The organism is Sporolactobacillus putidus (assembly GCF_014647035.1).
Lineage (GTDB): Bacteria > Bacillota > Bacilli > Bacillales > Sporolactobacillaceae > Sporolactobacillus > Sporolactobacillus putidus.
The window spans coordinates 126,993-148,561 of the sequence record NZ_BMOK01000002.1; the positions used below are offsets into that span (position 1 = coordinate 126,993).

Sequence of the window (21,569 nt, forward strand, 5' to 3'; positions counted from 1 at the left end):
GGTTGTTGCCCGTGCCGGACGATGATCCGGATGATCAGTTTTTATAATACAGAAGGCCGGCGTTGATTTCTTCAAGGGCCTGGCCCACTGCTTTGTCGGAACGCGGGTGTTCAAGCATCAAATGGCCGGAACCGTCCTGCAGCTGGCGCGCGCGTTTGGCCGAAAGAGTGACCAGTGTATAAGTTGAATTGACCTTCTCCAGTAAATTATCAATGGATGGATAAATCATCATAATCCATCAGCTCCTTCATTATTTTGATATTTTCCGATCAGCCGATCCACCCTGCAATGTTCAGCGAGCACAATCGCTTCGATCCGGTCGCAGGCTTTCTCCACCTGATCGTTTTCAACGACATAATTATAGTTCTGCATGAGTTCCATCTCCGATCTCGCGACGTTCATCCGGCTCTCGATCAGTTCGGCCGTTTCCGTACCCCGTCCGACAATCCGCTTTTTCAGTTCATTCAGATTCGGAGGGGCAAGGAAAATAAAGAGGCCGTCCGGAAAACGATGTTTGACCTGAAGCGCGCCCTGGACTTCAATTTCCAGAATGACATCCTTCCCGTCATCCAAGGTTTTCCTAACGTAATCTATAGGGGTGCCGTAAAAATTGCCGACATATTCAGCCCATTCAAGCAGCTGCTCATTTTCGATCATCTGCTGAAACTGATCACGCGTTCTGAAGAAATAGTGAACCCCGTCGATCTCGCCCTCTCTCGGTTTTCTTGTCGTCACGGAAATGGAGTATTGAAGAGAACTTCCTCTGTTTCTTAATGCTTTGCAGACCGTTCCCTTCCCGACACCGGACGGTCCGGAGAGAACAACCAGCAATCCTTTTTCTTTAAAACTCATGCACAGACCTCCAACCATTCATGCATCATCCGTCACACCATCGTGCTGGATCAGTCTCTGGGAAACTGTCTCCGGCTGCACGGAAGAAAGGATGACGTGATCACTGTCCATCACAATGACAGCCCTTGTCCTTCGTCCGTACGTAGCGTCGATCAATTTATTGTTGTCCCGCGCAATTTTGATCAGCCGCTTGATCGGCTGCGACTCTGGACTGATAATCGAGACAATTCTGCCTGCGGACGCAATGTTTCCGAATCCGATATTGATTAATCTGATCACCGCACAATCACTTCCCTGTTCGTGGTAACGTCATTCAACATTCTGGATCTGCTCCCTCAGCTTCTCAATCTCGTTTTTTATGGATACAACCCTCCGGCTCATTCCGGCGCTGTTTCCTTTTGAGCCGATTGTATTCATCTCGCGGTTCATTTCCTGGATCAGAAAGTCAAGCTGGCGGCCGACCGGCAAAGATTCATCAAGTAAAGTCCGGAACTGGGTGAGATGGCTTTTCATCCGGATCAGTTCTTCATCAACCGCCGATTTGTCGGCAAAAACGGCAATTTCGTTCATCAGTCTCTCTTCATCAATGGAGTAGCGATTTCCAAGAAAATCTGATACATATTGCCGGAGCCGCTTCTCATAGGTTTCACGCACACGAGGCGCAAACTCCTCGAGTTCGGAAATCTGTTTTTTGATAAAATCAGCCTTTTTCCGGAGATCCTCATCGAGCTGGCCGCCTTCCCTCTGCCTCATACCGGCAAGCTGCGTGCACGCCTGATTAACGGCCTGCAGCACAAGCGGCTCTATTTCTCTGGCCGACATCCCGCCCGCCTCCTGAACGGAAAAAACCCCGGGCAAAAGCAGAACATTGCTGAAGTCCCATTCTTTCCCGCCGCAGCGACGCTGTATTTCCCTCGCTGCGTCCAGATACTGGTTGACAATCTGCCAATTGGTGCCGACGCTCGGTGCAACGGCATCACTGCCGTCAATCGTTAAAAAAAGGGTCACCGCGCCCCTCTTAACGTATGAACGAACGGTCTTCCTTATTTTATCTTCCAGATAGGTAAAAGGCCTGGGAATATTAAGAGAAAGATCGAAAAAGCGATGATTCACCGATTTCAGCTCAACTCTTGCACTCGTCTCGCCCTCTTTGAGCGATGCCGCGCCAAAACCGGTCATACTGTTTATCATCCAATCACTTCCACCTTCTCATTTTAAACAAAACGGTGCCTTTGAAGCAAGCAAAGCCGCAAAATATGTCGATCTGTTTTTTGAGCACGGCACGGCCGGCTCAAACCGTCTACCTGCCCGGCGCATGGGCTTCAGGTTTCTTTCTTAATTTCAGGACGAGGGACTCGTCAGGAGTGACGTAGAGTGTCTTCTGATCTGTATAGATGACAAACCCGGGTTTCGCGCCGCTTGGTTTCTTCACGAACTTCACTTTGGTATAGTCTACAGGGACTCTGCTTCCGAGCCGCGACCTGCTGAAAAAGGCGGCAAGCGCCGCCGCTTCGGCGAGCGTCCCCTCGCCTGGATTCTCCGAACGGATGACGACATGCGAACCGGGAATATTCTTTGCATGCAGCCATGTTTCTTCCCGTCCGCCTACTTTTGTCGTCAAATAATCATTCTGCTTATTGTTTTTCCCGACAAGAATCGCCGTTCCGTCCGACGAAAAATACTGATCGATTTCGGGACGTGTTTTCTTCTTTTTGCCCCGGTCGGACCGTTTCTTTCTCAAATAGCCGCCTTCTTCAAGCTCCTCGCGGATCTCGCCGATATCCTTCAGTGAGGCGGACTCCACCTGCTGCATCAGAATGTCGAAATAGGCGACCTCCTCTTTCGTCTGGCCGATCTGCTGGCGGACGATGCGTTTTGCGGTCTTCGCCTTACTGTACTTTTTAAACCATGCCTGGGCGTTTTCCGAAGGGGTGCGGTTCGGATTCAGAGGAATCGTTACGATTCCCTGATTTTCATCGTAATAGTTTATTGCTGCGACAGAACGGTCCCCCCTCCTGAAACGATGCATGTTCGCGGTCAGAAGCTCTCCATAAAGGCGGTAGGTATCGGCATTGTCCGCATCCTTCAGAGTTTTGTCAAGTTTCTTCAACTTAACCTTGTTTTTTTTCAGTTCCAGCGCTATGAAATGACCGAGATCTCCGGCTTTCTGCTTGACGGCGTCTGTCTCCGCCTTGACTGCGTAAAAGTGATCAAGCATATCATTGACACTGGGAAACTCTTCCTTTTTCCCTTGCAGATGAGTCAGTTCAATCACATGACACTCATCTTTGCCGTTCTTGCCGTAAATAATATTCGGGTGATAATCATCGTTCCGGATCGCGGTCTGCACGGTCTGAAAAGCACGGACGATCGCTTCCTGATGCGGCAGGCCGGCGCGGTGCAGAATCTCGCTGCCGATCAGCGGTGAAAAGCCGAGAGTAGCGCCGACAATCTGGCGGTCGATCCGCCCGGCATTCCATTCGATATGGCTGAGCAGATCTTTCTCCGACAGATCCAGCGGATTAAGCTTCCCCTGATCGGGCGGAGAGACATACGTTTCCCCTGGAAGAACCGTCCGATACCGATTTACAGCCGCCGTCAGATGCTTCATGCTGTCGATGATCCGTCCCGATTCCTTATCGATCAGAATGACGTTGCTGTGCCGGCCCATCAATTCGATGATCAGCTGCTTCTCTGAAAGATCGCCGAGTTCATTGCGCGTTCGGAAATCAATATGGACAATCCGTTCAAAGCCGACCTGTTCGATCGCGTCAATCACGCTGCCCTCCAGATGCTTGCGCAGCAGCATGCAGAACATCGGCGGCTCCTGTGGATTTCCCTCAATCAGGCGGGTCAAATGCAGCCGGGCAAACGCCGCATTGATAGAAACCAATAACTTCCCGCGTGCGCTCCGGGAACGCAGATGAAAAATCAGATCGGTCGCCGTCGGCTGATATATTTTTGCAACCCGCCCGCCGACGAAGTCCTGCAGACTCCGGACAACGGCGCGGGTGACAATGCCGTCAAAAGACATAATGGATCCCTCGCTTCCAAAAAAAGCGGGCATCGGCTGCTCGCTTTCCCAACACACTATAATATTTATCAGGTTTTATTGTCTCACCAGGGGGCGCCATGCGTCAAGAATGATCCCATATTTAAGCAGGAAATTTCCTCTTTCACAATAACTCTTTACACAATTAAACGGCCTTAACTAAGAAAAAGGGCGCAACTTATTTTTCACATGAGGGGTGTGGATGTGGGTAACAAACCAGCCAATATGAAAACTGCTACATTCATAATTAATATTATTATTGTAGTGATCATGAGAATTTTTAAAGGAATTCTCTTTTTCTCCTGTTTTTTCCGAAGCCAGTTGATAATTGTAAGAATAATTAAGGTGACAACAAGAATATTCAATAAAATCCGTAATACTATAGCCAAAATATTAATGACAGATCCTAAGTTAAATGAACGATTTATTTCCAAGTCCTTTTTTAACTGCGATATTAATGAGTCACGTGTAATTGATCTTCCTTTGTTTTTGTCAGATTGGATGATTAGACCGGAATAGCCTGTCGTATAAGCAGTTGAAAATGATACTCCGGTATCGAGCGTCATCTTATTGTGGAGATAAAGCGCAGCGATATCTTCGCCGGGCGCGAATACATCCACTTTTTTACTTAAAAATTCTTTACTGTAAACTTTTCCATAGCTATTTAACATGCCTACAGCGATAACTTCTTTATATGCACCGGGAAAAGCACTGTATGTATCTCCCGGAAAACGTATATTGCCACTGGACGCGATGACCATAATATTGTGTTTTACCGCGTCAGTAATTGCCTGATGAAGGGCAGCGTTGTCATGCTCAAATTCAAGGCTAATATTGATGATGTCCACATGCTGGTTAATTGCCCATTGAATGCCCTTGATCAAATTTTCAAACTTAACATTTCCGTTCTTATCCGCGACCTTAGCAATATACAAATCGCTGTCGTAGGCAATGCCGACAAGATTTAATCCGTTCTTTTTTGCCCCAATGATACCGGCAATTTTCGTTCCATGTCCGTTATCGTCGTTATAATTGCCTGGATTATCTCCTACAAAGTTTATTCCCTTTGTAACGGATAAATCCTTGCAGGTTTTGTCCACTCCAGTATCTAAGAGCGCAATTTTAACGCCTTTACCTGTTATCCCCTGACTGTACCACTTATGAAGAGAATCGCCCATTTCAAACTGGGAAAATTCTTTTCCTTTTTCATTTTGTTTAATAATTTTCGGCGTTCCGGATGACGACCCATTACTGTCGCTTCCTTTGCCGCATCCATACAGGAAAATTGAAAAAGCGAATACTGATATGATTACAATAAATAGTAACCGGAAGGATATTTTCATAATGACGCACTCCCTTTGTGATTTTTATGTCTCATAAAGCAACAAATTGTAGCTAATCATACAGACATATTACAATGAATATAGTAGTATAAATGAAACAACTCTATACTATAATAAGGAAAAGCGCCATAAGAGCCTATGGTAAAGAATTTAATAAACCTCGTCTTTATTTGTTTTAACAAAAGCATTTGTGATTTTCAAAAAACCAGAAAAAGCGCTCGCCTTCCGAAAGCAGCAACATCGAGCTGAGCGGTAAGGAGAGCGAACTATTATAAGACTCAAAATGTTCTAATTTTTAAATCATAGATTAATAAATGAAACGAGATAAAAAAACTCATGTAACTCACGGAATCTGCTCATACCAAGGATGAGTATGCCAATGGATGTTATGACCAATTAACGGCGAGCAGTTTCGCACGTATGCCTTGCAATAACGTAAATTACTGTTCATGGATCCTAAAGACGAATCAGAAGCACAAATAAGGAAGCTAACAATAGCCTTATAGCAGTCAGAAGTGATAAAGTTGCCATTCCCCCACCCATTGTTATCAAGGCAATACGGCCAACCGCCTCCAGAAATATTACCATCCTGTTTGTCAAGAGAATGATCAACAAATATTAACGAAGCCGGAATTTTCAGTTGCTCATTCTTTTTGATGTTTTGTACTATAGGGTGATTACCTTGCCCGGCAGTCTCAAAAGCTGAAATGATTGATTTATCTTCAGCCTGTGTTGCTAGAATGCTCTCTTTAATTTTTTCAAAGTCTGTTTTACTGATTCCAAAGGTTTCGGCATTAGAATTCACAATTTCATCAAAGGAGTAGAGTTTTTTACCACTTTTTCGCGCATTATTGATGATTGTATCAATCTTTCTCTGAGATTCAATTTGTTTCTCGAGCATATCGTTTGTAAACCGATGATCACCATTATCGCTTTTTGACGTATCGTGTAAACTCTGATACTCTGACGTCATCTTTGATACAAAATTGGTTTGATCTTTTGAGCTCTGCTTATTCGTTGAATTCGTCATGTCCATAGCATACGCTGCACCGGAGTTTAAAATTAATAAGTTAATAGTCAATAGAGAAACAAGCAAAAAAACAAACTTTTTTTTCATTATTGCTTCCCCCTTATAAGAATCTATCATAAGGCCTTATGATAGTTTGATCATAACTTGACTCTCTCACTTTTTCACCGAAATCTTCTTGCGTGAGCCGCGCAAAAATTTTAGTAGATGACGCAAAAAAAAGCGAGAGCTCTTAAGCATCCCGCATGGATTCATGATTTATTTTTAAACGATCTGGTTTGTAAAACTAACCCAATCTCTTTTACCCTTTTTTGTACTTCATCACGGGAATGGATTCCCAGTTTCCTATAAATTTTTTCAAGCTGATATTCCATTGTCCGTTGACTGATATGCAGCTGGTCAGCTATAACTCTGTTCGTTTTTCGATCAATGACACCTTTGATAATTTCCTGTTCTCTCTCATCAAAAACAGACTCTGCCTCTTTTACCAGTCGGGATCTCGATCGTACTTGTCTTAGCATCGAAAGAGGAAAAACGGATTGGCCGCCCAAAACGGCACGAATAGAAGCAATTAATGTCTCGATAGCGGCTGATTTGCTGATAATTCCAGATACGCCTTTGTCAATTAATTCATCAAAAACAGGCGGAATCTCTTTATCAAAACCCGTGTAGATGACCACCCTTGCTTCAGGAACCCTCTGAATTATTTTTTCGGTAATCTGCATGCCGTTGACCTCTGGCAGATTCCAGTCAACTAGAAACAAATCAAAGTGCGTCTTTTCAACCGACTTCTGCAGTTCTTCCGCTGAAAAAAGCAATTCCGCCTGAAATCCGGCTTCCTGCAGCAGATTTTTTGTGCCGCTCGCGACCAATCGATGATCATCAATAATTAAGATTGAAGCCATCCGCATCATTCTCCTTTCTCAATGAAAAATTTTTCAAGATTGACGGATCGGCCATATGATTTCAATATGAAGTCCTTTTTTAAAATGATCCTCGTTTATCGTATCCATCGTGATTGTTCCTCCAGTGCTTTCAACGCGTCCGATCAATCCTGAAAGACCCATCGTACCGAAAGAGGGACTGATTGGATTCTTTTTCAAGCCAATCCCATCATCATCGTACAACAGCAAATAATGATCGCTTTTCTGAGAAACGATCAATGTAACCTGATTGGCCTGTGAATGTTTCATAGCATTATTCATCAATTCCTGTACGACACGATACAGGTTCAGTTCAAGATCGGAATCATAAACCCTAAGATCTTGATCAATATAAGCATGCAGTGAAAAAGACGCACGCTGCTTAACTTGATGAAGCAGTTCCTTTAGAGATTCCCCTAAACCCATTTGGTGTATGAATTCGGGACGAAGTTCATGGATGACCTGCCGCAGCGTATCGACATTATTTAAGATCCGCTCACGAATGCGGTTAAGCAGCCCGATGACGGACAGATCTGACCAACGCGTTTTCTCTGCGTCGATCTCCCGGGCAAGCGCAAGCTGATCCTGTACAGTTGTATCGTGCAAGTCATTAGAAAGTTGCTTACGCTCACGTTCCGACATTCTAAAAAGAGCTCTTTGAACAGTCTGCGGTAGTGTGTCCCGTCTTTCTTCCGACTGACTTAACAACCCGACTAATTCTTCAGCACGATACAGGTTCTCGATGATAATTTGTGCATAATTGATCAGCGTCTCAAACCAAATTTTCTCATCAATATTTAATTGCCGGCGGGGCTTCTTCCACTTGCCGATCAACGCAACACATTCATTTTTATTTTGGGAGAGTAAAACAGAAAAGCCAAAAGTGTTGCTGCGGAGAGAACCAATATGATCAGGTTTTGGCCAACTGTGATCGTCTGAAACATGAATAACTTTATTGTCAATCAGGGAGACTGTTTGCCGCTCAGATTCAACTTTTGCTAAAGTTACTTCTTCCACAGGTAAACAGTTTTCTACTTCCCGTTTCAAGATAAAAGCTAGATCTGAAAGTTTATATTGGGGTTTCATCCACTGCATAAAACGATTAAGACTTGCCTGAAAGTCCTGACGCTTTGGATAAAGCTGTTTTCTAAGTCGATAATCGATATATTCTTTAGCATAGCAAAAAATCAAAACCGACATAAAAATGAATAATCCCACGCGAATCAGGCTAAGTAAACCTTTAACTGCTAGATCAGGCAGCAAAAGTATAGATCCGGATAATGAAATGACGGTTAAAAATAGGCTGAGCAAACTATAGTATGCTAACCGGCTAATCACAAAAGATACATCGATCAACGACGATGACAGCACGAGATAGGTTAATGTAACCGGCAGAAAAATGAGGAAAGGCGTTGTCCACTCCCAAAGCATGATCGATTCATTAAAAAAAAGCCTGGGCAGAGCATATAGAGCAACAAAAGGAAACAGTGCGAGAAAAGTCCCGAACAGCAACACTTGCACGGATCTATGGATTTCCAATCCTATTGTTTTAATATACAGTCTAAAAATAAGAAAGACAATAAGTATAAAGACTATGGAGACATAAATCAATTCAAAAGGATACGCGGCATGCCAAACTCTATTAATAAAGACAAAAAAAGCTCCAATATAAAGAATACTCAATATATGTTTTGTGATAAAAGTAAGCGACCAAAGTGTAAAGTACTCTTTAAGAAAATGAAGAAACAGGACGAGACTAAAACACATTGAAAGGGTAATAACGTATCGGATCCAATTATATACTCTAAAATTTGCACTTATATTTAATAAGATGGGCCCGGTCACTGCCAGAAACAAAATTAAAACAGGGACAGCAGTGTTTTTTCGATGATACTTGTACATATAGCAGGCCATAAGAAAACAGATGAGAAAAGATGGAACCGGTACGAGAAAAGCGTAAAATATTTCGGAGACTGATTGACTGCCATTTATAATATATTGATGAGACTGATTTTTGCGGATAATTGTGATTGTATCAGCGTGATCGATGAAATGCCCATTTTGGACCGACAATTTATACCGGGCTGGGTATCCATCAATAAGCTGCACAATATCTCCCTTCTGAATCGGTTGCCCAGATGCCCAGCTATATGAATCAATACTATCGACAATCACTTTAGATTTTTCAGTGTTCACATTAATCCCCACGAGAGGGTACTTTAAAATCACTGCGACAAAATAGATGGAAACGAACAATGAATAAATCAGGCAAGTCAGTAAAAGCAAGAATAAATACTTATGCGGATGTTTAACCATGAATCCACAAATCAAAGCTTTCCGTTCCCGTGTTTTCATTCTTTACGGCTTTAACGATTACTCGCTTTTCTTCCTCATTGATTTTTTCTGGAAAAACAAAAGTACCGTTTTTAATTTGGCTGACCAGCTGGGGATGCTTCATGAGCTGATAAATGAGTGTTTTCATTTATTGTTTCTCCCTCGATTTTATATGTAATTCTTGTCAGACTTAATCTTTAAGGCCTAATCTTCTATTAGTGTGGCTAGTGTCCTATTCCCTTTATTTATTATAGCCCATATTGAATATTTATCCAAATTGTTAAAATTTTAAAATAACCTATGAAGTATAATAGTAATCTTTATCTCAACTTTTATTTTTCCATCATACCAGAAATTGTTCAATAAGCTCTTTATCCTGTTCCGTAATCGGCAACTTCTCAATTTCTTTTTCAGCCCTTATCTGGTACACAGCTTTCATTGCTTTTATATAGAGTACAACACCGGATGATTGAATCCATTGTTCCAGTGCTTCCCTATCATTTAACAAATCTAATTCGGACAATGAAGAATTATAAAACCACGCTATTCTTTGACCCATTACACTCGGATGGTCATAGTCATCGGCGCCGATCTGCAGACCGAGAATCTTGTCCATATCTTCGCTTTTCGCACTGATCATGATAATGGGAATATTCTTTTGCTCACGGATCTTGAACGTCGTCTGAATGCCGTCAAGCCGTGGCATCATAATGTCAAGCAAAATAAGGTGCACCGAATAACAGCGCAGCAGGTCAATCGCCTCCAGCCCATCCTTCGCCGTGAGGACATGTATCCCTTCATTTTTCAAATAAATTCCAATGACATCACGGATTTCCTTGTCATCATCGACGACAAGTACGTTGTAATCTTCCATCCTGTTCATCCCCCCTGTGCACTCGCTTATGTTCTATTGTAGATGGCAGTTCTTAAAAAAACAGGCAAAAAGAATGAAGGATTTCTTAAGAAAGAGAGAATCGATAACACTGTGGACCCGAAAGTAACTAGGAAATGGTCACCGATAAGCGTTGCGGCATCAATGAGCGCGAATAATCAGAATTTAATTTGTGCTTTCTCCGTAACTCGATGCTTTTGTCAGCCCTGTTCCGACAGTCAAAGAATTTATTTGTGAAAAATCCATGAAAATCGTCCGAAAACAACCGATTAATCGAGCATCACGATAACAGACTTGAATCAGTCAACCCCTCTTGAATAGCTTAACCTTGAAAGTTCTTATGTTTTTTCTCTTTTTTGTCCCTGCTGGGCGGTACAAAAAGGCTGTCCCCAAAAGAGAGACAGGCAAAAGCTAACTTATTCTGTTTTATTTTTGTGAGTATCCCTTTAACTCATGCAGAAAGGATAATCTGTAAAATGTTTTATTTCTAAAAACAATTTTTCTGTATCTAAGGGCGATAATTTCTGAGTTTAGGGCGATTCTTCCCCATCATGGGGTTCAGCAGATTATATTACCCTTCACGGAAATATATCGCCGCTCAGCGGAAAATATCGCCCTTCACGAAAAAATATCGCCGCTCAACGGAATATATCGCCTTCCGCGAAAAAATATCGCCGCTCAGCAGAATATATCGCCCTCCGCGAAAAAATATCGCCGCTCAGCGGAAAATATCGCCCTTCGCGAAAAAATATCGCCGCTTAGCGGAATATATCGCCTTCCGCGAAAAAATATCGCGGCTCAGCAGAATATATCGCCCTTCACCGATAATCCTTGCGTTCAGAATGACTCTTCCGCACTTTGGGGCGATTCCCTACAGGCTAAAGCGGTGTGGAACTTTTCTATCACCTGCGTACCGGCAGTTCAACAACACAGACAATGATTGATCATGAGCTAACGGAATAATCATTTTTTTATTTAAACTGATTGTACCGTTTCCTCATGTCAGATCTCAGTTAGATTGAACAAGCCAATGAAAAAAAAGGCGGATTTTCTTCATTTGGTGACAATTGAGACCATTCAATAATCATCTTAACAGTCGGAAGCCGTTTTCCACCTACTCGCAGGAGCGCACAGCAGGACAATCAACAGTAAAAAGGAGAGAATCGACAGTAAAAAGGAGAGAATCAACAGTAAAGAGCAGAGAATCTACAGTAACCGGCTAAGAATCAACAGTAAACGGCCTATCAATCAATAAGTGCGAATAGTCTGAATTCAGTTCGGGTTTTTTGACCCTGCTAACTGCCCGAATTCCGGGGGAGCCGGACGATAATCTTTAGTTGTAATATTTAAAGACGTTTTTTTGCCGACTTAAATGAGCAAGTGGGATAATCATATTTATTTTTTTTTCGTACTCTTCACTCGTCCGATGTCGGATTGGCACACCAATTTTTTCAGTTTCAATCTGTGTAATCGGTTTCGCATATTGACATCGCAAAAAAGGAAGGCATTAGCTCTCCCGATACGAAGAACCTATGCCTTCCTTTTTATTGGTTGGAGGTCACAAAGCGGCCGAATGGGCTGTGGACAATTTCTCCATTTTTCATGACGGTTTCACCCCGGACAATGGTTTCGATCGGCAATCCTTTGATCGGATAGCCATCAAAGGCGGTTACCTTGCTTTTACTGTGCAGATTTTCAGCTTTGATCGTTGTTTCCTTATTCATATCAACAATCGTCAGATCCGCATCGGTTCCGACTGCAAGCGATCCTTTCTGCGGATAAAGGCCAAATCGCTTGGCCGGATTTTCTGACAGGAGAGCAGTCAGTTTCTGAAGCGAAAGACGTCCCTCATTAACCGCGTTAAGCATCAGCGGTGCGAGTGTTTCCGTGCCACACATCCCCGCAGGGATCGACCAGAGATCACCGGCTTTTTCCTCAGCCGTGTGCGGTGCGTGATCGGAAGATACAATAGTGATTGTGCCGTCAGCGATCCCTTTCCACAGACGCTCCTGATCTTTCTTATATTTGACAGGCGGATAGACTTTAAGGATTGGCCCGACTTTTGAGTAATCTTCATTGCTCAGAAATAGATAATGCGGACAGGTTTCGGCGCTCACCGGATAACCCTTTGCCATCGCTTGCTGAACAAGCTCAATCCCTTCTCCCGTGCTGACATGCAGCACATGCAGTCGGGCATCGGACTCACGGGCGAATGACAGGGCCATTTGAATGGTGATCTCCTCCGCCAGATTAGGGCGTCCCTCCAACAAGGCATCATAATCTCTGCGTCCGGATTTTTCCACTTTTTCAGTTAGAGTCTGGATCAGGCTGCTGTCCTCGGCATGAATGGCGAGAACATCCCCTGTTTTGGCAACGGTCTGGAAAATCTCATACACTTCGCCGTCGGAAAAAGGGGGAATGACATCATTCATGCCCGGTTTATAGTTGTACGTCAGTTGGAACGTTTTTTTGTTGATGGCATAACCCCAAAAGAATTTAAACCCGATGGCTCCCGCCTCATGAAGAGCCGGAATATCCTCATTATTTAGATGACCGAGGCAAAGTGCCCAGACACCGAAATCAACATGCGCTTTGCTTGTCAGGTTAGCAACTTGCCTGCGAAAATTTTCCACATTGTTTGTCGGTGGGGTCGTATTCGGCATTTCAAATACAGTCGTGATCCCGCCCGCTGCCGCCGCCTGAGTGGAGTGAAAGAAGTCCTCCTTATAGGTCGGGCCCGGGTCTCTCGAATGCACATGGATGTCGATCAGCCCCGGCAAAACATATTTGCCGGTTGCATCGGTTTCTCTTTTTGCCGTACCTTCTAACTGCTGATCAGAAATTGCCGCAATCTTGCCGTCTTTGATATAAATATGGGCTTGAAACAGCTTATCAGGCGTTACAATATGGCCATTTTTTATGACGTAATCCCAAGTCATTGTCACTTACCTCTATTCTAAATCGATTTTCCCGATGAGATCCGCAATTTTATCGATGTGATGCCTCATCATGTAGTCCGCTATTTCGTCAATGATATCGAGCATGGCGGCCGGTTTCATGAAGTTTGCGGTACCGACCTGTACAGCCGATGCACCGGCAAGGATCATTTCGATCACATCCTGGCCGGTCATCGCGCCGCCACTTCCGATAATCGGAAGACTTGTAACCTGATGCACTTGAAAAATCAGCCTGATGATCAGCGGTTTGACTGCAGGGCCGGAAAAACCTCCCATAAGGTTTCCGATCTTCGGCTTTCTTGTTTCGGTATCAATAGCCATCGCCAGAAATGTATTGGCCACAGTCAGTGCATCAGCCCCGCCTTTTTCTGCCGCCAGGGCTGTATCTTGAATATGCGTGACGTTAGGAGATAGTTTGGCAATCAGCGGTTTGTCCGTCACCTGTCTGACTGTCCTGATTAATTCATTTGTTGTCTTCTCGTCCATACCGAACGCAATGCCATTGTTCCGCAGGTTGGGACATGAAATATTCAGCTCAAGACCCGCGACTCTGTCAATTCCGGTCAGACGCTCCGCGAGGATGGCAAATTCATCAATCGTATCGCCTGATATACTGGCGATAAGCGGCACATCATACTTTGCGAAGTCCGGAATGATGTGTTCCGTATAGTAATCGATACCTTTGCTCTGAATGCCGATCGAATTGATCATGCCTCCCTCAACTTCGCAAATACGCGGGCCCTTGTTTCCTGATCGTTCATTCAGCGTAATGCTTTTCGGAACGATCGCTCCTAACCGGTTAAAGTCGATGAAAGGCGACATTTCCGTCCCAAACGTACCCGATGCCGGCATGATGGGATTCTTCAACATCAACTTGCTGATTTTCACTGATAAATCCGGTCTCCAAGTCATGAAAGCACCGCCTGACGCAGTGGAAAAACAGGACCTTCGCTGCAGATGCGCACCGCTTCAATTCCTTTTTCCTTTCGGATGGGGCACGCGCAGGCGTAACAGTCGCCCAGACCGCAAGCCATATGTGCTTCCATAGCTATTTCAGCGTAGAGATTGTGAATCGTTGCCAAGTTCTGCATTAATTTCGCCAGTCTCTTGGACCCGCACGTATATACTGCCGAAATTCCATAGTCTTCAATCAGCATTTCCGCCAGTTTTCCAACCTGATCCATTGTACTTGTCCCATCTTCGTCCGTTACCGCATAAACTTGGGCACCCGATTGTCTCAAATCATCTACAGCAAGCAAGTCGTCACGCTTTTGAGCGCTGACAATGGCGATCGCTCTGCGGCCTTCAGCCGGCACAGCTTGCGCCAGCGCATGAAGCGTCGCCACTCCTACGCCTCTGGCTGCAAGCAAAATCGAAGCGTCACCGGCAGGAAGCGAGAAGGGTTTGCCAAGCGGCCCGATCATGTCGAGCATCTCTCCCGGCCTTTTCTTCATTAACGCCTGAGTCCCTGATCCTTTGATCAGATAAAGAAATTCCAGAATCCGGGTGCGGCGGTCAAACTTGTAAACACTGAACGGCCGTCGAAGCAGATTTCTCCAGTCATCACTGCATTGAATATGGAAAAACTGTCCGGGCCGAACACTTTCTTCGAGGGCCGTCACGTCAACTGCCATCTTCCAGTACCGATCATTGACGGGTCGATTGAAGAGAATCTCAGAATGAAGATTTTTCATACCGTTTCCTTTCCCGGTCGTCAGAATCCGAAGGAAATTCCGCCCAATGAAGCACCGTTTCTTCCAAAATCTCGATCCCCTTGACGATTTGAGACAGGTCGGTGTGCTCATCCGGATGATGGCTGATGCCGCCGATGGATGGGACAAAAATCATTCCGGCAGGACAGAGTGAAGCCATGTTCATGGTATCGTGCCCGGCGCCGCTTGGCATCTTTATGTAGCTTGCGTTTTGCTCCCCGCAGGCTTTTTCGAAGGAATCGATAACCTGTGCATGCATACGGACAGGTTCCTCATCACTGAGCATTGTGCACTCTATCTTTAAGTGACGGGCTTGCTCCAGCCTGTCAATCGTCTCACGCAGATGCTGAACGACTCTGTTTTTCGAAGATCTGGAAATGCTGCGGATGTCTACCTTCAGATTTGTCTCGCCCGGTACAACGTTCATCGCTCCGGGTTCAATCTCAATATCGCCAACCGTCGCCACGGTTCCGTACGCCATTTCCTGCCTGGCCGCCCTTTCCAGTTCGAGTGCGATTTCAGCAGCCCCGATTAACGCATCGTGACGCTGATTCATCGGGGTTGATCCGGAATGGGCGGCATGTCCCTTGACGCATACAGAAAACCGGGTTGGCGCGGCAATACCGGTCACCACGCCGATTTCTTTGTTTTGTGCCTCCAGGATCGGTCCCTGTTCAATGTGCATTTCCATGAAAACAGCCAGTGAATGCGGTGAACGTTTGGCTTCTTCCGCTCTGTCAAAGTCTAAACCGCGGCGGGCAAAAATCGTTTGTATCGTTTCACCGTGTTTATCCGTTAATTTTGCTATATCTTCTTTTTTGATCAGACCGGTCATCAGTTTACTTCCAATCTGTGAAAATCCAAAACGTGCGGATTCTTCACAGGCAAAGGAGAAAATGTCAATCGGCCGCTTTGTCCGAATCTTGCGGTCATTCAGATCGCGCACAATTTCGAGCGCAGCCAATGTGCCGACAACCCCATCGTATTTTCCGCCTTCATATACGGTGTCCAGATGCGATCCGAGTCCGACGGCAGGCAGATCGGGTTCCTCTCCGGGCCGCCTGGCAATCACATTTCCGGCCGGATCAAACGTTACCGTTAATCCTGATTCCCGGCAGCAGGCGATGAAATAATCCGTCACCCTTTTCTCTTCTTTACTATAAGCCAGCCGGGTCATCCCTTTATCTGTTTTCCCGAACTGATTGACGTGATCAAAAGTCTGTTTCAATCGATTCATCTTCACCATTTCTATCGCCATCCTTGCTTAATTCCCTAAGACAGTTGATTCTCCTTTATTGAAACGCAGCCGATCCCTTCTCTGATTGATATCTTTGTTCCAAAAGGTTCCGACAGCTTTTTTATGCGTTCGATGATCCGTCTGCCGTCAGAAGAAGAAGCAAGATACGGGCGGCCCTTGCCTGACCGGGGTTTGTCAAATCCCATATTGATGGGGGTCAACTGAATTTCTTCAACCCGGCCATTCCGTAAGGTCATCGTTGCAATAACAGATTCATAGACTTTCGGATTCGCAGCGAGTCCCTTTCTTCCATGATCACTGCGGGCGTCAAATCCATCCGCTGGTGTATTTCCCGAATCCAGGTGATAAATATCATAGAACTCCGCCGGCTGTCTTTCTACGGTATCATTTTGGAAAATAAAATCGCCCAAGCTGTAAAATATTGGGCATCCTTTATAAAGTTCTATTCCCCGAAGCACGTGCGGTCCATGCCCGATCATCGCCTGTGCTCCCTGATCAATACAGAATCTCGCAAACTGTCTGATAAATTCCGCGGGTTGCTCTTTATCCATACCCTTCATTTCATGAGAATGAACGCTGACCAGAACAATGTCTGCCTGGCGTGAAGCTTCCCGGATGGAACGGCCGATCCTCTCGGCGTCTTTGTTATCCATCAAGGTAGATGTTCCCGGTTTTCCCAAGCGGAATTCTGCTCCTCCGACGTTAAAACTGTCGCTCTTTTTTGACTTAAATCCTTCTGCTAAGTCCAGATTGGCTTTTGCATCAATGTCCGTTTGCTGATCGATCTGTTTCAAAACATGCATCCACGCATCGGGAACATAATGAATGGCACGATGTCCGAGCGGATTTACCCCCGGTCTCCCTATAACGTCAGGACGCTGCTCTCCTGCCCGGTGCCAGTTTTCAAATGTCGCGGTGGCGGAAATTAATGCCACCCGACCTTTTTTCGTCTCCAGATAGCGCGGCTGACCTGCATCAGAGAGATTATTGCCAATGCCGGCAAATATCCAGTCTTCTTCACTGAGATAATGTATCGTCTGCAGCAAACCATTGTGCGACCAATCCAGAGAATGGTTGTTGGCGCAAGCCAGCAGGTTAAAATTCAGCCAGCGCAAGTCTTTCAGGATACTTGGCCGGGAAGCCGCCCAAGTTCCGCCGCTTGCCGCGGATGGGTAAGCATCAAAGTTATGCACCGTCGTTTCGAAATTTGTGAACCGCACGTCCGCACGCATCAGAAGATCCCGAATCGTTAAGAGAGACTCGTCATCTCTGGGTAAGCGCTGAGTAATAAACGAATCCCCCGTAATCGCCATCCGAATCTCATTGTTCATCATTGTTCCTCCTTCCCGGAAAAGATCAGATGACCGAGCTTAGAGAATTCATCGACATCAAATGATCGCTGGCTTCAAGCGATGCTGCGTGCAGGTCCTGAATGAGTGTTTCTTTCCTGGATTCAATGTTATGATGCTCACCAACCAGGCTGATGCTTAAAACCGCCTGATTTGCCTTATGAAAAATAGGAACAGACAGCGCAGTAACGCCTAATTCCAGTTCTTGCTCGCAGAAAGCGATTTGTTTCGGGCGAGCTTCCTGAATTTCTTTATAGATTTCTGATTGGTCCGTTATCGTAAAGTCTGTATATCGTTTTAATGATTCCTTTTCGAGTAATTGATGAATGATGTCTGGAGACTGATAGGCTAAAATAATTTTGGCGCCTGCTGAACAATGCACCGGCATGCGCTGGCCGACATGAACGAAAAAACTGTTTCGCACTTCGGAAGGCTGATGTGTATAGGTACAGAAAATCTCGTCTCCCTGAAATCGACAGATAAAAGCATACAATTTCGTTTTTTCTCCGATATCATTGCAATACTTTGACAGCAGGCCCATCGGATCCTGCATTTTCAGGAATGTGCTTCCCCATTTCATAGACTTGGGGCCAAGCAGATATTTTTTTGTCTCGGGATTCTGCATAACCAGTCTGTAAGCAAGCATGTCCTGTAGCATTCGATGAGTCGTTCCCTTGCTGAGCAGTGTCCGTCTGGAAATCTCCGCAATACCGATGCCCGAAGACGGACAGTCGCTGATCACATTCATCAGTTTGACAAAACGATCCATCCATTCGATAGAAAACACTCCCTATCCAATAATCTTTTCAATTGCTGTTAAACTCAGGCCAGTTCTTTTCCCTTTGTCTCCGGTACGAGAAAGAGCATCGATGCGGCAGCCAAACCGTATATGAGGGAAAGAAATCCAAGTACAACACTCAGAGAGCTATTCAGTGCAAAAACGCCGATGATTAATGGGGCAAATCCGCCTACAAACCGTCCCGTATTAAAAATAATATTTTCGGCAGTTGATCTTGCCTCCGTACGATAATGTTCAGCAAGCAGCGCGCCATATCCGCCCATCATTCCGTTAACAAAGAAGCCGAGAACCGAACCCAAAATAACGAGTAAAGTCGGATTTGAAATTTGGAAATAAATCCAGATGATCAATGCGGCGCAGATCTGAAAAGTAATATACGTTGGTTTTCGTCCCCAGCGGTCGGCAAGCCAGCCAAACAAAATGATGCCGACGACCATGCCTATGATTGTTGAGATCGTCCAATATGTGGTGCCGCTGATCGTATAATTGTGCTGTTTTGCCAGCATCGTCGGCATCCATGACATTATGCCGTAATAGCCAAAATTCTGTACACTGCAAATCACAATTAAGCCCAGCGTCGTTGCTGTTATTTTTGGAGAATGGAAAAGTTCGGAAATGGAAATTTTGTTCTTTTTTTCTTTTTTAATCGTCTTCCACATTTCCGGTTCTTCAAGGTGTCTTCTTGACCACCAAGCTAAAATTGCCGGAATCACACCAACCAGGAATACTCCTCGCCAGCCAAAATGCGGAGCGATCAATGCAGCAGTCAGCGTGGCTAAAACCGTTCCAACCTGGTACCCAACCGCCACATATGAAGTCGCGCGTGTCCGGTATTTTTTCGGCCAGGATTCAGTAACAAGCGTCATACCAATCCCGAATTCTCCACCGAGGCCAAGCCCGGACAGGAATCTGAAAACATTAAACGTTGAAAGATTCGGTGCGAATGCGCACAATCCTGTAAATAATGAAAAAATTAAAATAGTCCATGTAAAGACACGAACACGCCCATATACATCAGCCATCACGCCGAATATGTATCCGCCAAGAACAACCCCCAGCAGAGTGATCGTAGAGATACTTCCCGCCTGAGCCGAATTAATTCCAAAATAGGCAATAATTAATGGCAATACAAATGCAAGCATCATCATATCCAGTCCATCCATTGCATAGCCAATGGAAGCAGCCCAAACCGTTTGATGTTGGTATTTGCCGATTTTTACATTTTCTTGGCTCAAGTTAATCTTTGACTCTGCACCCAGTTCTGACATTTGCTAATCTGCCCTTCTTTTTGTAATTTGTGTTTTAAAACAAATTCGCCCAATCGTTCCGTTGGTCGGAACGATGTTCCATTTTTAAAATTGAAAAAGCCTCCCCGTTAAATTTAACAAATTAATTATATAACTTGATTTTTTAAACTCGCATCATTTATGTCAGATTATCTAACATAGTTTTTTATTGGAAATATCCCGCATTCTTTATTATTCAACAACCAATAGGGACAGCCGTGGAACATCATAATGACTGTGTCCTAAAAACAATGGATTAAAAATCCTCCCTTTTCAAAAGTTGCTCCGAATCCGCGTAAAATTCATCCAAATTTGGAAAGTTGCTCCTAATCCGGACGAAGTTGCTCCGAAACATGTAAAAGTTAATCCTAAACCATAAAATGTTGCTCCAAAAAGAGCGAAATTTTCGATAGTTCATTAATTCCCCTACTATAAAAAAACCATCCTTGAAGGACGGTTCATTTTTGGATGCATTATAAATGATTACAGTTTTAAGGTTCTCCAGCTTTCTGAAGTAGGATCCGCATACCAGTTCTTTAATTGCTGAAGCTGGGCGTTGCTAATTACTCCTTGGGCAACTGCGAGATGAATCAGCGTTTCAAAATCTGTTAATGTCTTCAGCTTCGTATTCGCCTCGCTGAAATTCTTGTCTGCCTGCGGAAGCTGATATGTAAATATAGCCGCGACACCAAGCACATCGGCTTTTGCTTCTTCAAGTGCATGAACCGCAGTCAGTACACTGCCGCCTGTCGAAATCAAATCATCAATCACAACAACTTTCTGTCCGGGCTTGATGATGCCTTCAATCTGTTTTTTTCGGCCGTGTGATTTTGCGGATGAACGAACGTAGGCCATCGGCAGATTCATCGCTTCAGCAATCAACGCAGCATGCGGAATTCCGGCAGTTGCAGTGCCTGCAATCACTTCTGCATCCGGATAGTCGGTTTTGACTAATTGTACGAACGCTTTGATGACGTCGGCCCGGATAGCCGGATACGCCAAAATGATCCGATTATCACAGTAAACCGGTGAATGAATGCCGGATGCCCACGTGAACGGATCATCAGGATTCAGAACAACCGCGTTAATTTTTAAAAGATGCTCGGCAATCAGTTTGTTATTTTCCATTGACTTTTCCCCCATTCCTCAAGCACACGATCAAAAGCCTGTGCCGGGTTTTCCGCAGACGTTATACTGCGGCCGACAACGATATAATCACTGCCAAGTTTTCGTGCCTGTGCCGGTGTTGCCACTCGTTTTTGGTCGCCTGCCGCGTCTGATTCCAGACGTATACCCGGTGTGACAGCAAGAAAAGAAGCTGACGTACATGCTTTTATCTTTTCAGCTTCCCATGCTGAGCAGACAACCCCGTCCAGTCCGGACTGATAAGCCAGTTCACCGTAGCGCGTGATCACGTTGAGCATTGGATGCCCGATCATCAGCTCATTTTCAAGCATACTCTGATCTGTGCTGGTCAGCTGCGTCACCGCGAGACAGATTGGACGCTTTTTTACTGAGCCGTCTCCAAGTCCGTCAACCGCCGCCCGCATCATTTCTGATCCCCCGGCTGCATGGACATTGACCATATCCGCACCGACACGTGCCAAACCTTTCATTGCTTTGTTTACCGTATGAGGAATATCATGCAATTTCAGATCAAGAAAGACAGAATAACCGCCGTCCTTCAGTTCCCGGACGACATCTGCGCCTTCCTGAAGGTAAAGCTCCATTCCGACCTTAACATAACACCCCGGCCGATTAATCAGTTTTAAAATTCGAAACATC

General features: G+C 44.9%; 20 protein-coding genes and 1 pseudogene. 1 reads left to right on the plus strand and 20 read right to left on the minus strand.

Translation table 11 applies throughout. The annotated features are described in order from the left end of the window. Nucleotides 1–34: 34 nt before the first annotated feature. The 11 genes and pseudogenes from rpoZ to IEX81_RS02915 form a co-directional block, all read right to left on the minus strand. Entirely contained in the window at nucleotides 35–232 is a 198-nt protein-coding gene (gene rpoZ / locus IEX81_RS02865; RefSeq protein ID WP_308424058.1) for a DNA-directed RNA polymerase subunit omega, read from the minus strand. Next, entirely contained in the window at nucleotides 229–852 is a 624-nt protein-coding gene (gene gmk / locus IEX81_RS02870) for a guanylate kinase (protein ID WP_188801558.1), read from the minus strand. Before gmk ends, rpoZ begins: the two co-directional genes overlap by 4 nt. Before the next feature lie 18 nt (nucleotides 853–870). Beyond that, nucleotides 871–1,131, minus strand: a complete 261-nt coding sequence (gene remA, locus IEX81_RS02875) for an extracellular matrix/biofilm regulator RemA (RefSeq protein WP_188801559.1) — start codon at nucleotides 1,129–1,131, stop codon at nucleotides 871–873. Between the two features lie 30 nt (nucleotides 1,132–1,161). Continuing rightward, nucleotides 1,162–2,043 (minus strand): YicC/YloC family endoribonuclease, encoded by an 882-nt coding sequence (locus IEX81_RS02880; RefSeq protein WP_188801560.1) that lies wholly within the window; start codon nucleotides 2,041–2,043, stop codon nucleotides 1,162–1,164. A gap of 109 nt (nucleotides 2,044–2,152) precedes the next feature. Continuing rightward, entirely contained in the window at nucleotides 2,153–3,886 is a 1,734-nt protein-coding gene (locus IEX81_RS02885; protein WP_188801561.1) for an Rqc2 family fibronectin-binding protein, read from the minus strand. Nucleotides 3,887–4,089: 203 nt separating this feature from the next. Further along, on the minus strand, nucleotides 4,090–5,247 hold the full coding sequence (locus IEX81_RS02890) for a S8 family peptidase (protein WP_188801562.1): 1,158 nt from the start codon (nucleotides 5,245–5,247) through the stop codon (nucleotides 4,090–4,092). A 343-nt stretch (nucleotides 5,248–5,590) separates the two neighbouring features. Beyond that, nucleotides 5,591–6,364 (minus strand): ferritin family protein, encoded by a 774-nt coding sequence (locus IEX81_RS02895; protein ID WP_188801563.1) that lies wholly within the window; start codon nucleotides 6,362–6,364, stop codon nucleotides 5,591–5,593. A 161-nt stretch (nucleotides 6,365–6,525) separates the two neighbouring features. Beyond that, complete coding sequence (locus IEX81_RS02900; RefSeq protein ID WP_188801564.1) at nucleotides 6,526–7,179, minus strand: response regulator transcription factor; 654 nt, start codon at nucleotides 7,177–7,179, stop codon at nucleotides 6,526–6,528. 33 nt (nucleotides 7,180–7,212) lie between these two features. Next, nucleotides 7,213–9,393 carry an ATP-binding protein gene (locus IEX81_RS02905; RefSeq protein ID WP_229727439.1) on the minus strand — a complete coding sequence of 727 codons (2,181 nt, stop codon included), beginning with the start codon at nucleotides 9,391–9,393 and terminating at the stop codon, nucleotides 7,213–7,215. A 112-nt stretch (nucleotides 9,394–9,505) separates the two neighbouring features. Further along, entirely contained in the window at nucleotides 9,506–9,679 is a 174-nt protein-coding gene (locus tag IEX81_RS02910; RefSeq protein ID WP_188801566.1) for a hypothetical protein, read from the minus strand. Between the two features lie 426 nt (nucleotides 9,680–10,105). Next, nucleotides 10,106–10,405 (minus strand): annotated as a pseudogene (locus IEX81_RS02915) (response regulator); the annotation flags it as partial. Nucleotides 10,406–10,974: 569 nt separating this feature from the next. Between IEX81_RS02915 and IEX81_RS02920 the strand changes: the two are divergent. After that, nucleotides 10,975–11,367: a hypothetical protein gene (locus tag IEX81_RS02920; protein ID WP_188801567.1), complete on the plus strand. Its 393-nt coding sequence runs from the start codon at nucleotides 10,975–10,977 to the stop codon at nucleotides 11,365–11,367. 600 nt (nucleotides 11,368–11,967) lie between these two features. Here the strand turns inward: IEX81_RS02920 and allB are convergent. From allB to pyrF, 9 genes are all read right to left on the minus strand, one after another. After that, nucleotides 11,968–13,362, minus strand: coding sequence for an allantoinase AllB (gene allB / locus IEX81_RS02925; RefSeq protein ID WP_188801568.1), 1,395 nt, complete (start codon nucleotides 13,360–13,362; stop codon nucleotides 11,968–11,970). A gap of 12 nt (nucleotides 13,363–13,374) precedes the next feature. Next, a complete protein-coding gene (locus tag IEX81_RS02930) occupies nucleotides 13,375–14,292 on the minus strand; it encodes a dihydroorotate dehydrogenase (RefSeq protein ID WP_188801569.1) in 918 nt (305 codons plus the stop codon). Next, nucleotides 14,289–15,074, minus strand: a complete 786-nt coding sequence (locus IEX81_RS02935; protein WP_229727440.1) for a dihydroorotate dehydrogenase electron transfer subunit — start codon at nucleotides 15,072–15,074, stop codon at nucleotides 14,289–14,291. Before IEX81_RS02935 ends, IEX81_RS02930 begins: the two co-directional genes overlap by 4 nt. Further along, complete coding sequence (locus tag IEX81_RS02940) at nucleotides 15,055–16,338, minus strand: Zn-dependent hydrolase (protein WP_188801570.1); 1,284 nt, start codon at nucleotides 16,336–16,338, stop codon at nucleotides 15,055–15,057. The genes IEX81_RS02935 and IEX81_RS02940 overlap by 20 nt, the downstream gene beginning before the upstream one ends. A 26-nt stretch (nucleotides 16,339–16,364) precedes the next feature. Continuing rightward, nucleotides 16,365–17,681, minus strand: coding sequence for a CapA family protein (locus IEX81_RS02945; RefSeq protein WP_188801571.1), 1,317 nt, complete (start codon nucleotides 17,679–17,681; stop codon nucleotides 16,365–16,367). 25 nt (nucleotides 17,682–17,706) lie between these two features. Further along, nucleotides 17,707–18,486: an IclR family transcriptional regulator gene (locus tag IEX81_RS02950; RefSeq protein ID WP_188801572.1), complete on the minus strand. Its 780-nt coding sequence runs from the start codon at nucleotides 18,484–18,486 to the stop codon at nucleotides 17,707–17,709. 35 nt (nucleotides 18,487–18,521) lie between these two features. After that, nucleotides 18,522–19,766, minus strand: a complete 1,245-nt coding sequence (locus IEX81_RS02955; protein ID WP_188801573.1) for an MFS transporter — start codon at nucleotides 19,764–19,766, stop codon at nucleotides 18,522–18,524. 501 nt (nucleotides 19,767–20,267) lie between these two features. Beyond that, entirely contained in the window at nucleotides 20,268–20,912 is a 645-nt protein-coding gene (gene pyrE / locus IEX81_RS02960; protein ID WP_188801574.1) for an orotate phosphoribosyltransferase, read from the minus strand. After that, nucleotides 20,894–21,568 carry an orotidine-5'-phosphate decarboxylase gene (pyrF, locus tag IEX81_RS02965; RefSeq protein WP_229727459.1) on the minus strand — a complete coding sequence of 225 codons (675 nt, stop codon included), beginning with the start codon at nucleotides 21,566–21,568 and terminating at the stop codon, nucleotides 20,894–20,896. The genes pyrE and pyrF overlap by 19 nt, the downstream gene beginning before the upstream one ends. Between the last annotated feature and the right edge of the window lies 1 nt (nucleotide 21,569).